This is a genomic window from Enterobacter nematophilus (assembly GCF_026344075.1).
Classification (GTDB): domain Bacteria; phylum Pseudomonadota; class Gammaproteobacteria; order Enterobacterales; family Enterobacteriaceae; genus Enterobacter; species Enterobacter nematophilus.
Map to the genome: position 1 here is coordinate 87,838 of NZ_JAPKNE010000009.1, position 14,723 is coordinate 102,560.

The window sequence follows — 14,723 nt, forward strand, 5'->3', positions numbered from 1 at the left end:
GTTACCAGGTGCCAGAGGCGTCCAGCGTGATGCTGGCGGTCTCTTTAGCCACTGAGGTGCTGATACGCTGTTGAAGCAGGCGCAGATACTGTTTCTCGTTGAGCGGCAGGTCGACCCAGTCGTCTGTCCAGGTGGAGAGGTGCATGGCGTTGGAGAGCGTCAGCCCGCGGATCCCTTCCAGACCCGGCGCAATCAGCGTTTCACCGCGCAGGATGGCGGCAGCAAAGTTGGCGGTAATGACGTGGTGTTCGCTGCATTCCGGGGCAACGGGGAGCGTCACCTCCCAGCATTCGGGTTCACCAAAGCCGTTTTGCCAGCGGGCGTTGAAGGCGGTTTCGGATTCGCGCAGCCGCCAGTAGCGCAGCTTGCCCTCTTCGACGACCACCTTGCCGCGGTCGCCGACGATTTCCAGCCGGTTGGTTCCGGGCGTTTCCGCCACGGTGGTGATAAACACGCCGGTCGCGCCGTTGGCATACTCCGCGTAGGCGGTGACCTCGTCTTCCACTTCGATATCGCGATGCTTGCCGAACTGGCAGAACGCCCGCAGGCGGACCGGCATCCCCACCAGCCACTGCCAGAGATCGAGCTGATGCGGGTCCTGGTTGAGCAGCACGCCGCCGCCTTCACCTTTCCAGGTGGCGCGCCAGCCGCCGGAGTTGTAGTAGCTTTGCGAGCGATACCAGTTGGTGATGATCCAGTTGGAGCGGCGGATCTCACCCAGCTCGCCGCTGTCGATAAGATCTTTCACCTTCTGGTAAAGCGGGTTGGGGCGCTGGTTGTACATGATGCCAAACACCACGCCGCACTCACGTGCGCAGGCGTTCATCTCCTGCACCTGCGCCGTATACACGCCCGCCGGTTTTTCACACAGGGTATGGATGCCGTTGCGCATCGCCAGCATCGACAGGCGCGGATGCTCGTAGTGCGGCGTGGCGACAATTACCGCGTCGATAAGCCCGCTCTGGAGCATCTCCTGCGCGTCGCTGAACAACGGGAGGGTGCCGACCAGCTGGCGAATCGCCGGGTGCTTTTCGACGGCATTATCGCAAACCGCCGCCAGGCAGGCGTCGCTGACGGTACCCGCCAGCAAATAGCGTGCGTGGACCGTACCGATATTACCTATTCCAATAATGCCAAAACGTACCTTCTCCATGTCACACCTTAATTTCTGTTGAAAAGAAGTGATGACCGGAAAATAGGAAAGGCGAGCCGCAGCGACAATGTGTTTTTGTGAGAATACTCGCAAGGTGATTAAGTAATCTCCAGGCTTTCTGAAATTTAGTTTTAAAATCAAAAGGCTGTTTCTGCAAATATTTGCAAAAACTGAATGAGAGCGAGGTCACACTATGCCCGGCAGGTTAAAAATGGAGGAAATTGCGGCCCTGACGGGCTATTCCGTCAGTACTGTGTCGCGGGTATTAAGCGGCAAATCGTATACCAGCGATAAAGCCCGGGAGGCGATCGTTCGCACCGCCAGAGAATTAGGCGTCCTGGAGTCCATGGCGAGCGGCAGACTATTAATTAACGGAATCGCTGTTTTTGCGCCAGAAAGAACCTTTCAGGGACGCGGGGATATTTTTTATCTGGAGGTGACGAAAGGGATTGCTGAAGCCTGCGCGCGACACAACGTGTGGGTCAGCTGCTGTGGATTAGAAGAGCAGCACGCCGATGTGAAATTATTTATGGAAAAGGCCAGTCAGAAGAATATTAACGCGATAATTATTATTGGGACTGATGATTCCACCATATTTAAACTCGCCAGCACGCTGAATAAGCCCTGCGTATTAATTAATTCCGTTGACCGGGATCGGGAGCTGGATGCCGTCTCACCCGACCACCGGGCGATTGGCTTCACCGCCATGCAGTATCTTTTTGAGCAGGGACACCGGCGAGTATTAACCCTCACCTGCCTGCGGCGTGAGACGCTGTATGCGCGGCTGGACGGCATCAAAGAGGCGTACCGCCATTTTCACGTGGCTTTTGATCCCCAACGCGATTTGCTGGTGACGGAGTGGTTTACCGCAGAGGAGGCCGAGCGGGCACTGGACGCGTGGCTGATGAGTCATGACAGATCCCAGTGGCCGGAGGTCATTTTCCCGAACAGCACCAGCATGGTGGAAGGGGTGATCAGGGCGTTAACCCGCCACGGCCTGCGCATTCCGGAAGACATTTCGCTCATTACGACCGATTTTGCATGGAACCTGGCGCACCGTCTGGAAAAACCGGTCACGGGCGTGACGGTGCCCTGCCGCGAGCTGGGGATTGAAGCCGTACACCTGCTGCAAACGCGGCTCAACCGACCGCAGGCGCCGGTCTTTAACCTGCTGCTGCAGGGAAAGGTGATGGATTACGGTTCGGTCAGCAACGCGACGCGCCACGCGGCTCGCGTGGCGCTGGAGCGCTGATCAGGCCAGCTGTGGCGGCAGGCAGACGCCGATACCGCCGATACCGCAGTAGCCGTACGGATTTTTATGCAGATACTGCTGGTGATCGTCCTCGGCGTAGTAGAACGGTTTTGCGGTAGTGATTTCAGTCGTCACGTCGCGCGTATCGCCCGCCTCACGCATGGCCTGCTGGAAACGCTCAAGGCTGGCGCGGGCGGCGGCATCCTGCTCAGGTGTGAGCGGATAAATCGCCGAGCGGTACTGCGTGCCGTGGTCGTTGCCCTGACGCATGCCCTGCGCCGGGTCGTGGTTTTCCCAGAAGACCTGCAGGAGCTGTTCGTAGCTAATGACCGCAGGGTCGTACACCACGCGGACCGCTTCCGCATGACCGGTTTCGCCGGAGCAGACTTCGCGGTAGGTTGGATTCGGCGTGTAACCGCCCGTGTAGCCGGCCGCGGTGCTGTAAACGCCGGGTAGCTGCCAGAAGAGGCGCTCAACGCCCCAGAAGCAGCCCATGGCAAACAGGGCGATTTCCATTCCATCAGGAACGTTGGTCATTGAATGGTTATTGACGGCGTGTAAGGTCGCCACGGGCATAGGGGTGTTGCGTCCCGGTAATGCATCAGCTTGTGAAACCAGATGCTTTTTGTCGAATAAACTCACGGTGGGGCCTCCCGGGGTGCGATGTTTCGGTTAAGGTTGTCACGAAGCGTTTAATTGAACACAATAAATGCGCTGAATGAGACTAGATTTAATCATAAGAAATATTTGGGTGTTACACCCGTTTTCAACCCACGATTTGGGTTTTTGGCTTCCGGGCCGTATTTTGCCGCACCGCGGCACTTCATTTGCTTCCAGGGTGGAAAAGGGATATTCAGGAGAAAACGTGACAAAAATCCGCCAGTTATGTTTAGTCAGTCTATTGCTGACAAGCGGGGTTGCCAGCGCGGCGAATGTCCGTTTGCAGGTTGAGGGGTTATCCGGGACGCTGGAAAAAAACGTGCGTGCGCAGCTGTCGACCATCCAGAGCGATGAGGTGACGCCGGACCGGCGTTTTCGCGCGCGCGTGGATGACGCGATCCGTGAAGGGCTAAAAGCGCTGGGGTATTACGAACCCACCATTGATTTCGATCTCCGCCCGCCGCCAAAGAAGGGGCGTCAGGTGCTTATTGCCCGCGTCTCGCCGGGCGAGCCGGTGCTGATTGGCGGCACGAACGTCATCCTGCGCGGCGGCGCGCGTACCGACCGTGACTATCTGGATCTGCTCAGCACGCGGCCAAAAATCGGCACCGTGCTCAACCATGGCGACTACGATCGCTTCAAAAAAGAGCTGACGAGCGTCTCCCTGCGCAAGGGCTACTTCGACAGCCAGTTTAATAAAAGCCAGCTGGGCATCGCGCTGGCGCGACGTCAGGCGTTCTGGGATATCGACTACGACAGCGGTGAGCGCTACCGCTTTGGCGATGTAACGTTTGAAGGTTCGCAAATTCGTGAAGAGTATCTGCAAAACCTCGTGCCGTTTAAAAAAGGCGATTACTACCAGTCGAGCGATCTGGCGGAGCTGAACCGTCGTCTTTCCGCTACCGGCTGGTTTAACTCCGTGGTTGTCGCACCGGAATTTGATAAGTCTCGCAAAACCAAGGTGTTGCCGCTGCATGGCGTTGTCTCGCCGCGCACCGAGAACACCATTGAGACCGGTGTTGGCTACTCGACGGACGTTGGGCCACGGGTGAAAACCTCGTGGAAAAAACCGTGGATGAACTCGTACGGTCACAGCCTGACCACCAGCCTGAGCCTCTCTGCGCCCGAGCAGCAGCTGGATTTCAGCTACAAAATGCCGCTGCTGAAAAATCCGCTTGAGCAGTATTACCTTGTGCAGGGCGGCTTTAAGCGCACCGATTTGAACGACACCGAGCAGGATTCGACGACGCTTGCGGTCTCCCGCTTCTGGGATCTCTCCAGCGGCTGGCAGCGCGCCATTAACCTGCGCTGGAGCCTCGATCACTTTACCCAGGCCAACGTCACCAACACCACCATGCTGCTTTATCCGGGGGTGATGATCAGCCGTACCCGCTCGCGTGGAGGCTTGATGCCAACCTGGGGCGACTCCCAGCGCTACTCCATCGATTATTCCAACACCGCCTGGGGCTCCGACGTGGACTTCTCCGTCTTTCAGGCGCAAAACGTCTGGATCCGCACGCTGTATGACAAACACCGCTTTGTGATGCGCGGCAATCTCGGCTGGATTGAGACGGGTGATTTCGAGCGCGTTCCGCCGGACCTGCGCTTCTTCGCCGGGGGCGACCGCAGCATCCGCGGGTATAAGTACAAATCGATTTCACCCGAAAACGAAAAGGGCCAGCTGACTGGGGCATCCAAACTGGCGACCGGCTCGCTGGAGTATCAGTACAACGTCAGCGGCAAGTGGTGGGGCGCCATGTTTGTTGACGGCGGTGAAGCGGTGAACGATATCCGCCGCAGCGATTTCAAAACCGGTGCAGGCGTGGGCGTACGCTGGCAGTCACCCGTCGGGCCCATCAAGCTCGACTTCGCCGTGCCGGTCGGCGACAAAGACGAACACGGATTACAGTTTTACATCGGTCTGGGGCCTGAATTATGAGTTTATGGAAGAAAATAAGCCTCGGGGTGCTGATTTTTATCGTGCTGCTGCTCGGTACGGTGGCGTTTCTGGTGGGAACGACGACCGGGCTGCATCTGCTGTTTAACGCCGCGAACCGCTGGGTGCCGGGGCTGGAGATTGGCCAGGTGACGGGCGGCTGGCGCGACCTGCGTCTGAAGAACATCCGCTACGAGCAGCCGGGCGTGGCGGTCAACGCCGGGGAATTCCACCTCGCGGTGAAGCTGGGCTGCCTGCGGGACAGCAAGCTCTGCGTAAACGATCTGTCGCTAAAAGACGTTAACGTCGCGATAGATTCGAAAAAAATGCCGCCGTCTGCGCCGGTCGAGGAAGAGGACAGCGGCCCGCTGAATCTCTCCACGCCGTACCCGATTGCTCTCTATCGGGTGGCGCTGGATAACGTCAATATCAAAATTGATGACACCACCGTTTCCGTGATGGATTTCACCTCCGGCCTGCGCTGGCAGGAGAAAAACCTCACCCTGACGCCAACCTCGCTGCAGGGGCTGCTGATCGCGCTGCCAAAAGTGGCGGACGTGGCGCAGGAAGAGATCGTCGAGCCAAAAATCCAGAACCCGCAGCCGGAAGAGAAGCCGCTGGGCGAAACGCTGAAAGACCTCTTCTCGAAGCCTGTCCTGCCTGAAATGACCGACGTTCATCTGCCGCTGAACCTCAACATTGAGGAGTTTAAAGGCGAACAGCTGCGCCTGACCGGCGATACGGATCTGACGGTCTTTAACATGCTGCTGAAAGTCAGCAGCATTGACGGCAACATGAAGCTCGACGCGCTGGACATCGACACCAACCAGGGCTCGGTTAACGCGTCAGGCAACGCCCTGCTGCGCGACAGCTGGCCGGTGGATATCACCCTCAATAGCGCCCTGAACATCGACCCGCTCAAAGGCGAAAAAGTGAAGGTCAAAGTGGGCGGGGCGCTGCGCGAGAAGCTGGATATCGGAGTCAATCTCTCCGGCCCGGTAGACATGGCCCTGCGTGCGCAAACCCAGCTGGCGGAAGCCGGACTGCCGCTCAATCTTGAGGTGGTCAGCAAGCAGCTGTACTGGCCGTTTACCGGCGAAAAACAGTACCAGGCCGACGATCTGAAGCTGAAGCTGAGCGGCAAAATGACCGACTACACGCTCTCGTTCCGCACCGCGGTGAAGGGGCAGGGCGTGCCGCCGGCCACCATCACGCTGGATGCAAAAGGTAACGAACAGCAGGTTAACCTCGACAAGCTGACCGTTGCGGCGCTGGAGGGCAAAACCGAGCTGACCGCGCTGCTCGACTGGCAGCAGGCAATCAGCTGGCGCGGCGAGCTGAAGCTGACGGGGATTAACACCGCCAAAGAGGTGCCGGACTGGCCGTCTAAGCTGGACGGGCTAATCAAAACCCGCGGCAGCCTCTACGGCGGCACGTGGCAGATGGACGTGCCGGAAATCAAGCTCACCGGGAACGTGAAACAGAACAAGGTGAACGTTGAAGGCTCGGTGAAAGGCAACAGCTATCTGCAGTGGGTAATTCCGGGGCTGCACGTGGCGCTGGGCCGCAACACGGCGGATATCAAAGGCGAGCTGGGGGTGAAAGATCTCAATCTTGACGCCACCATCGACGCGCCGAATCTGGATAACGCCCTGCCGGGTCTGGGCGGCACGGCGAAAGGGCTCGTGAAAGTGCGCGGCACCGTGGAGGCGCCGCAGCTGCTGGCGGATATCACCGCCAATAATCTGCGCTGGCAGGAGCTGAGCGTCGCCCGCGTCCGCGTGGAAGGGGATGTGAAATCCACCGATCAGATCGGCGGTAACCTGAACCTGCGCGTGGAGCGCATTTCCCAGCCGGACGTGAACATTAGCCTGGTCACTCTGGACGCCAAAGGGAACGAGAAGCAGCACGATCTCCAGCTGCGCGTGCAGGGCGAGCCCGTCTCCGGCCAGCTTCACCTGACCGGCAGCTTCGACCGCAAAGACACGCGCTGGAAAGGGACGCTGGACAACACCCGCTTCAACACCCCGGTGGGGCCGCTGGTGCTGTCGCGCTCCATTGCGCTGGACTACCGCAACGCCGAGCAGAAGATCAGCATTGGGCCGCACTGCTGGACCAACCCGAACGCGGAACTGTGCGTGCCGCAGACCATTGATGCGGGCGCGGAAGGGCGCGCGCAGATCAACCTCAACCGCTTCGATCTGGCGATGCTGAAACCGTTTATGCCGGATACCACGCAGGCCAGCGGCGTCTTCAGCGGGAAAGCCGATGTTGCCTGGGACACCACCAAAGAGGGGCTGCCGCAGGGCAGCGTCACGCTTTCCGGCCGCAACGTGAAGGTGACGCAGGAGGTGAACGACGCGCCGCTGCCGGTGGCCTTCGACACCCTGAACCTGAGTGCAGACCTGCATAACAACCGTGCGGAGCTGGGGTGGCTTATCCGCCTGACCAACAACGGCCAGATGGACGGGCAGATACAGATTACCGATCCGCAGGGGCGGCGCAATCTGGGCGGTAACGTCAATATCCGCAACTTCAACCTGGCGATGGTCAACCCGATTTTCGCCCGCGGGGAAAAAGCCGAGGGCATGGTGAATGCCAATCTGCGTCTGGCCGGCGACGCGCAAAGCCCGCAGCTGTTCGGCCAGCTGCGGCTTAGCGGCGTGGATATCGACGGTAACTTCATGCCGTTTGATATGCAGCCCAGCCAGATCGCGATGAACTTCAACGGCATGAGCTCAACGCTGAACGGCTCGGTATTAACTCAGCAGGGGCAAATCAACCTGAGCGGCGACGCGGACTGGAGCCAGCTCGACAACTGGCGCGCCCGTATTGCCGCGAAAGGCAGTAAGGTGCGCATCACCGTACCGCCAATGGTGCGCCTGGACGTCTCGCCAGACGTCGTCTTTGAGGCGACGCCAAGCCTCTTCACCCTGGATGGCCGCGTGGACGTGCCGTGGGCGCGCATCGTGGTTCACGAGGTGCCGGAAAGCGCGGTCGGCGTCTCCAGTGATGAAGTTATGCTCAATGAAAATCTGAAACCTGCCGAAGAGAAGAGCGCTGGCATACCGATTAATAGTAACCTTATCGTGCACGTGGGAAATAACGTGCGGTTGGATGCGTTTGGGCTGAAGGCGAGGCTCACGGGCGACCTGAAAGTGGCGCAGGATAAACAAGGGCTTGGCCTCAACGGGCAGATCAATATTCCTGAAGGGCGTTTCCATGCCTATGGTCAGGATCTGATTGTCCGTAAAGGCGAGCTGCTGTTCTCCGGCCCACCGGATCAGCCGCTGTTGAACATCGAAGCAATTCGTAACCCGGAAGCGACGGAAAACGACGTCATTGCTGGCGTACGCGTCACCGGCTCTGCCGATGAACCGAAGGCGGAGATCTTCTCTGACCCGGCGATGTCGCAGCAGGAAGCCCTCTCTTATCTGCTGCGCGGACAAGGGCTGGACAGCGGACAAAGCGACAGCGCGGCGATGACCTCAATGTTGGTCGGTCTGGGGGTTGCACAAAGTGGGCAGGTTGTGGGTAAAATCGGCGAGACGTTCGGCGTAAGCAATCTGGCGCTGGACACCCAGGGCGTGGGTGACTCCTCGCAGGTGGTGGTCAGCGGCTATGTACTGCCGGGTCTGCAGGTAAAATATGGTGTGGGGATCTTTGACTCACTGGCAACACTCACGTTACGCTATCGCCTGATGCCTAAGCTATATCTGGAAGCAGTGTCCGGCGTAGACCAGGCACTTGATCTGCTCTATCAGTTTGAGTTTTAGCAATGCGAATATTTGTCTACGGCAGTTTACGAACCAGGCAAGGCAACAGTCACTGGATGACCAATGCCCAGCTACTGGGGAATTACAATATCGAGAACTACCAGTTGTACAGCCTGGGCCACTATCCAGGCGCGGTTCCCGGCGAAGGAACAGTACAGGGTGAAGTTTATCGTATTGATAATGCGACACTTGCCGAACTTGATGCCTTGCGCACCAGGGGCGGTGAATACGCTCGCCAGTTGATCCAGACACCGTACGGAAGCGCGTGGATGTATGTCTACCAGCGTCCGGTCGACGGGTTAACGCGGATTGTAAGCGGTAACTGGTTAGACAGAGACCAGTACTGAAAAACGACAACGCCACCGTGAGGTGGCGTTGTTTTTTGTGTCTTAGCAGCAGTAAGAATTACTTCTTAGCAGCGCGTTCGAAGGAGGCGATGATTTCTGCTTTCGCCGCTTCTGCGTTGTCCCAGCCGTCAACCTTAACCCATTTGCCTTTTTCGAGATCTTTGTAGTGCTCGAAGAAGTGGGCGATCTGCGCTTTCAGCAGCTCTGGCAGGTCATTCACATCTTTAATGTGATCGTACTCTTTGCTCAGCTTGGTGTGCGGTACCGCAACCAGCTTCGCATCTTCACCCGCTTCGTCAGTCATCTTCAGCACGCCGACAGGACGGCAGCGAATGACGGAGCCTGGCTGCAGTGGGTATGGCGTTGGGACCAGCACGTCAACCGGGTCACCGTCCAGAGACAGGGTGTGGTTGATGTAGCCGTAGTTGCACGGATAGAACATGGCGGTAGACATGAAACGGTCAACGAACAGCGCACCGGTGTCTTTGTCGATTTCGTATTTGATTGGATCTGCGTTGGCCGGGATTTCGATAACAACGTAGATGTCTTCTGGCAGTTCTTTACCCGCTGGGACGTTGAGTAAGCTCATGTCGGTGTCCTTTAAAATGGATGGTAAACAAGTGGCAGGTATTATAGCCAACTCACGCTGAATGTCTCCGCCTCTTTTCGCTTTCTCTCCCCGCTAGCCCCACTTTTCAGACCGTTTCCATGACAGGAAAATCCATAAACTCAGCCGCATTTTTAATGGTGAAATGAAAGCGATTACAAACTTGTGATTAACGTTTTATTCACTTTTCTGAAGTGTGATGTAACGCAATTCGTTACATATTTCATTGGCTATAGTCATTTCGCAGAACATCTTTTAACCAACAATAAACACCCCTACGAGGACGCTCATATGTGGAAGCGCTTACTTCTTGTCACAGCAGTTTCGGCAGCCATGTCGTCTATGGCGATGGCCGCTCCCTTAACCGTAGGTTTTTCGCAAGTTGGCTCTGAATCCGGCTGGCGTGCGGCAGAAACCAACGTTGCGAAAAGCGAGGCCCAGAAACGCGGCATCACCCTGAAAATCGCCGATGGTCAGCAAAAGCAGGAAAACCAGATCAAAGCCGTGCGCTCGTTTATCGCCCAGGGCGTGGATGCCATCTTTATTGCGCCAGTGGTGGCGACCGGCTGGGAACCGGTTCTGAAGGAAGCGAAAGACGCTGAAATTCCGGTCTTCCTGCTCGACCGTTCCATCGACGTAAAAGACAAATCTCTCTATATGACCACCGTCACCGCTAACAACGTGCTTGAAGGGCAGTTAATTGGCGACTGGCTGATTAAGCAGGTCGACGGCAAGCCGTGCAACGTCGTTGAACTGCAGGGCACCGTCGGCGCGAGCGTGGCCATCGACCGTAAGAAAGGCTTTGCTGAGGCCATTGCCAAAGCGCCAAACATCAAGATTATCCGCTCTCAGTCTGGCGACTTTACCCGCAGTAAGGGTAAAGAGGTAATGGAGAGCTTTATCAAGGCTGAAAACAACGGCAAGAACATCTGCATGGTTTACGCCCACAACGATGACATGGCGATCGGGGCGATTCAGGCGATTAAAGAAGCGGGCCTGAAGCCGGGCAAAGATATCCTCACCGGCTCTATCGACGGCGTGCCGGACATCTACAAAGCGATGATCGACGGTGAAGCCAACGCCAGCGTGGAGCTGACGCCGAACATGGCGGGCCCGGCATTCGACGCGCTGGAGAAATTCAAGAAAGACGGCACGATGCCTGAGAAGGTGACGGTCACCAAATCCACCCTCTACCTGCCGGATACGGCGAAAGAAGAGTTAGAGAAGAAGAAAAATATGGGCTACTAAGCCCCAGTCTCCCTCACCCTAGCCCTCTCCCCGGAGGGGAGAGGGAAAAGGGCGGTTTGGGCAGAAAATGAAAGACTGGCACGAATAGTCCCCTCTCCCCTCCGGGGAGAGGGTCAGGGTGAGGGGGAAAACCATGACCACTGAACAACACCAGGAAATCCTCCGCACAGAGGGCTTAAGCAAATTCTTCCCCGGCGTAAAGGCGCTGGATAGCGTTGATTTCAGCCTGCGGCGCGGTGAGATCATGGCGCTGCTGGGCGAGAACGGCGCGGGAAAATCGACGCTGATTAAATCGCTGACCGGCGTGTATCACGCCGATCGCGGCACCATCTGGCTGGAAGGCAACGCCATTTCGCCAAAAAACACCGCCCATGCCCAGCAGCTGGGGATCGGAACGGTTTACCAGGAAGTGAACCTGCTGCCGAATATGTCGGTGGCGGATAACCTGTTTATTGGCCGCGAGCCACGCCGCTTTGGCCTGCTCCGCCGCAAAGAGATGGAGGCGCGCGCCACGAAGCTGATGGAATCGTACGGCTTCTCCCTCGACGTCCGCGAGCCGCTGAACCGCTTCTCCGTGGCGATGCAGCAGATCGTCGCCATCTGCCGGGCTATCGATCTTTCTGCGAAGGTGCTGATCCTCGACGAACCCACCGCCAGCCTCGATACCCAGGAAGTGGAGATGCTCTTCACCCTGATGCGCCAGCTGCGCGATCAGGGCGTGAGCCTGATCTTCGTTACGCACTTCCTCGATCAGGTGTATGAGGTGAGCGATCGCATTACGGTGCTGCGCAACGGCAGCTTTGTCGGCTGCCGCGAAACCCGCGAGCTGCCGCAGATCGAGCTGGTGAAAATGATGCTGGGCCGAGAGCTGGAAACCAACGCGCTCCAGCGCGCGGGCCGCACGCTGCTGAGCGAGAAACCGGTCGCCGCATTCAGCGATTACGGCAAAAAAGGCACTATCGCGCCGTTTAACCTGGAAGTGCGTCCCGGCGAAATAGTCGGGCTGGCGGGCCTGCTGGGCTCCGGCCGGACCGAAACCGCCGAGGTGATCTTCGGGATCAAGCCTGCCGACAGCGGCACCGCGCTGATCAAGGGCAAACCGCAAACGCTGCGATCGCCGCATCAGGCCTCCTGCCTTGGGGTCGGCTTCTGTCCGGAAGACCGGAAAACGGACGGCATCATTGCCGCCGCCTCGGTGCGCGAAAACATCATTCTGGCGCTTCAGGCGCAGCGTGGCTGGCTACGCCCGATCCCCCGTAAAGAGCAAAACGCCATCGCCGAGCGCTTTATCCGCCAGCTCGGCATCCGCACCCCGAGCGCGGAACAGCCAATTGAATTTCTCTCCGGCGGTAACCAGCAGAAGGTGCTGCTCTCCCGCTGGCTGCTGACCAAACCCCAGTTCCTGATCCTCGACGAGCCGACGCGCGGTATCGACGTGGGCGCGCACGCCGAAATTATCCGGCTTATCGAAACGCTCTGTGCGGACGGGCTGGCCCTGCTGGTTATCTCATCCGAGCTGGAGGAGCTGGTGGGCTATGCCGATCGCGTCATCATCATGCGCGATCGCAAACAGGTGGCAGAGATCCCGCTGGATAAACTGTCCGTTCCGGCAATCATGAATGCCATCGCGGCGTAAGGAGTGAATCGTGATGTCCCGTTCGCTTTCGCAAACCGGTGAGTCAAAGCGCCGCTTTAGCTGGCCAACCGGCACGCCGCAAATTGCGGCGCTGCTGGTGGTGCTGCTGGTAGACAGCCTTGTCGCACCGCATTTCTTCCAGATTATTGTTCAGGATGGCCGCCTGTTTGGCAGTCCGATCGATATTTTAAACCGCGCCGCGCCCGTGGCGCTGCTGGCGATTGGGATGACGCTGGTGATCGCCACCGGCGGGATTGATCTCTCCGTCGGCGCGGTGATGGCTATCGCCGGCGCCACGGCAGCCTCCATGACCGTGGCCGGTCACAGCCTGCCGGTGGTGCTGCTGGCGGCCTTAGGCACCGGCGTGCTGGCCGGACTATGGAACGGTATTCTGGTGGCGGTACTGAAAATTCAGCCCTTCGTCGCCACCCTCATTTTGATGGTGGCCGGGCGCGGGGTGGCGCAGCTGATTACCTCCGGACAGATTGTCACCTTCAACTCCCCGAGCCTGGCGTGGCTCGGTAGCGGCAACCTTCTGTTCTTCCCGACGCCGGTGATTATTGCTCTGGTCACGCTCGTTGTCTTTTGGCTCTTCACCCGCAAAACGGCACTCGGCATGTTTATTGAGGCGGTGGGGATCAACATCCGCGCCGCGCGCAACGCCGGGGTCAACACCCGATTGATGGTGATGCTGACCTACGTGCTGAGCGGCGTCTGCGCCGCCATTGCCGGTGTCATCGTCGCCGCCGATATTCGCGGGGCAGATGCCAACAACGCCGGACTCTGGCTGGAGCTGGATGCGATCCTCGCGGTGGTTATTGGCGGTGGGTCGCTGATGGGCGGGCGCTTTAACCTGCTGCTCTCGGTGATCGGCGCGCTGATTATTCAGGGCATGAACACCGGGATCCTGCTGTCGGGGTTCCAGCCGGAACTCAACCAGGTGGTAAAAGCGGTAGTTGTACTCTGCGTGCTGATCGTCCAGTCGCCGCGCTTTGTCAGCATCATTAAGGGGATCCGTGGCCATGATAAAACGTAATTTACCGTTAATGATCACGCTGGGCGTGTTTGTGCTGGGCTATCTCTACTGCCTGACCCAGTTCCCGGGGTTCGCCTCGACGCGCGTGATCTGCAACATCCTGACGGACAACGCCTTTTTAGGCATTATCGCGGTCGGTATGACCTTTGTGATCCTCTCTGGCGGGATCGATCTCTCCGTTGGCTCGGTGATCGCGTTCACGGGGGTATTCCTCGCGAAGGCGATCGGCTTCTGGGGCATCTCTCCGCTGGTGGCGTTTCCGCTGGTGCTGGCGATGGGCTGCGCGTTTGGTGCCTTCATGGGGCTGCTGATTGACGCGCTGAAAATCCCGGCGTTTATCATTACCCTGGCGGGAATGTTCTTCCTGCGCGGGGTGAGCTATCTGGTATCGGAAGAGTCGATTCCGATTAACCACCCGGTGTACGACACGCTCTCCAGCCTGGCGTGGAAAATCCCCGGCGGCGGTCGTTTAAGCGCGATGGGGCTGCTGATGCTGGGCGTGGTCGTGATTGGCATCTTCCTCGCCCACCGCACCCGGTTCGGCAATCAGGTTTACGCCATCGGCGGCAACGCTACGTCGGCAAACCTGATGGGGATCTCAACCCGCAGTACCACCATCCGCATCTATATGCTCTCGACCGGCCTGGCGACGCTGGCAGGTATTGTCTTCTCGGTGTATACCCAGGCGGGCTATGCCCTTGCAGGCGTCGGCGTGGAGCTGGATGCGATTGCCTCGGTGGTTATCGGCGGCACGCTGCTCAGCGGCGGGGTAGGGACGGTGCTCGGCACGCTGTTCGGCGTGGCGATCCAGGGGCTGATACAGACCTATATCAACTTCGACGGCACGCTCAGCTCCTGGTGGACCAAAATCGCCATCGGCATTCTGCTGTTTATTTTTATTGCCCTGCAGCGCGGCCTGACGGTGCTCTGGGAGAACCGGCAAAGCTCACCTGTTACCCGCGTGAACACATCGGTAACAGAGCCATAACATGCTGAAATTGCTTAAACTCTAAACATTTTCCGGTAGCGGCCGATACTCTTTTTTTATGCCCAGAAATATCTCGCTACCGGA

The 14,723-nt window shown here is 58.2% G+C and carries 11 protein-coding genes; 8 read left to right on the plus strand and 3 right to left on the minus strand.

The window, feature by feature from the left end; genetic code table 11:
• Position 1: 1 nt before the first annotated feature.
• A complete protein-coding gene (locus OSH03_RS19130) occupies positions 2 to 1,153 on the minus strand; it encodes a Gfo/Idh/MocA family protein (RefSeq protein ID WP_061099447.1) in 1,152 nt (383 codons plus the stop codon).
• 193 nt (positions 1,154 to 1,346) lie between these two features.
• Between OSH03_RS19130 and OSH03_RS19135 the strand changes: the two genes are divergently transcribed.
• On the plus strand, positions 1,347 to 2,405 hold the full coding sequence (locus OSH03_RS19135; protein WP_253540456.1) for a LacI family DNA-binding transcriptional regulator: 1,059 nt from the start codon (positions 1,347 to 1,349) through the stop codon (positions 2,403 to 2,405).
• Here OSH03_RS19135 and msrA read toward each other — a convergent pair whose 3' ends face one another.
• Positions 2,406 to 3,047, minus strand: coding sequence for a peptide-methionine (S)-S-oxide reductase MsrA (gene msrA / locus OSH03_RS19140; protein ID WP_061099445.1), 642 nt, complete (start codon positions 3,045 to 3,047; stop codon positions 2,406 to 2,408). It abuts the gene before it with no gap.
• A 223-nt stretch (positions 3,048 to 3,270) separates the two neighbouring features.
• On the opposite strand from msrA, the gene tamA reads away from it, so the two are divergent.
• From tamA to OSH03_RS19155, 3 genes are read left to right on the plus strand one after another with little or no spacing between them, the layout of a single operon-like run.
• Positions 3,271 to 5,004: an autotransporter assembly complex protein TamA gene (gene tamA, locus OSH03_RS19145; protein WP_266179831.1), complete on the plus strand. Its 1,734-nt coding sequence runs from the start codon at positions 3,271 to 3,273 to the stop codon at positions 5,002 to 5,004.
• Complete coding sequence (gene tamB, locus OSH03_RS19150; RefSeq protein WP_266179832.1) at positions 5,001 to 8,777, plus strand: autotransporter assembly complex protein TamB; 3,777 nt, start codon at positions 5,001 to 5,003, stop codon at positions 8,775 to 8,777. The genes tamA and tamB overlap by 4 nt, the downstream gene beginning before the upstream one ends.
• Positions 8,778 to 8,779: 2 nt before the next feature.
• Positions 8,780 to 9,124 carry a gamma-glutamylcyclotransferase family protein gene (locus OSH03_RS19155; protein WP_008501424.1) on the plus strand — a complete coding sequence of 115 codons (345 nt, stop codon included), beginning with the start codon at positions 8,780 to 8,782 and terminating at the stop codon, positions 9,122 to 9,124.
• A 58-nt stretch (positions 9,125 to 9,182) separates the two neighbouring features.
• Here the strand turns inward: OSH03_RS19155 and ppa are convergent, their stop codons facing one another.
• Positions 9,183 to 9,713: an inorganic diphosphatase gene (gene ppa, locus OSH03_RS19160; protein ID WP_041911466.1), complete on the minus strand. Its 531-nt coding sequence runs from the start codon at positions 9,711 to 9,713 to the stop codon at positions 9,183 to 9,185.
• Between the two features lie 309 nt (positions 9,714 to 10,022).
• On the opposite strand from ppa, the gene ytfQ reads away from it, so the two are divergent.
• From ytfQ to yjfF, 4 genes are all read left to right on the plus strand, one after another.
• Complete coding sequence (gene ytfQ, locus OSH03_RS19165) at positions 10,023 to 10,979, plus strand: galactofuranose ABC transporter substrate-binding protein YtfQ (RefSeq protein WP_021240696.1); 957 nt, start codon at positions 10,023 to 10,025, stop codon at positions 10,977 to 10,979.
• A gap of 133 nt (positions 10,980 to 11,112) precedes the next feature.
• Entirely contained in the window at positions 11,113 to 12,615 is a 1,503-nt protein-coding gene (gene ytfR / locus OSH03_RS19170; protein WP_253540460.1) for a galactofuranose ABC transporter, ATP-binding protein YtfR, read from the plus strand.
• A gap of 10 nt (positions 12,616 to 12,625) precedes the next feature.
• Positions 12,626 to 13,651 (plus strand): galactofuranose ABC transporter, ATP-binding protein YtfT, encoded by a 1,026-nt coding sequence (gene ytfT, locus OSH03_RS19175; RefSeq protein WP_162196517.1) that lies wholly within the window; start codon positions 12,626 to 12,628, stop codon positions 13,649 to 13,651.
• Positions 13,638 to 14,639, plus strand: a complete 1,002-nt coding sequence (yjfF, locus tag OSH03_RS19180; RefSeq protein WP_266179833.1) for a galactofuranose ABC transporter, permease protein YjfF — start codon at positions 13,638 to 13,640, stop codon at positions 14,637 to 14,639. Before ytfT ends, yjfF begins: the two co-directional genes overlap by 14 nt.
• The last annotated feature ends 84 nt before the right edge of the window (positions 14,640 to 14,723 follow it).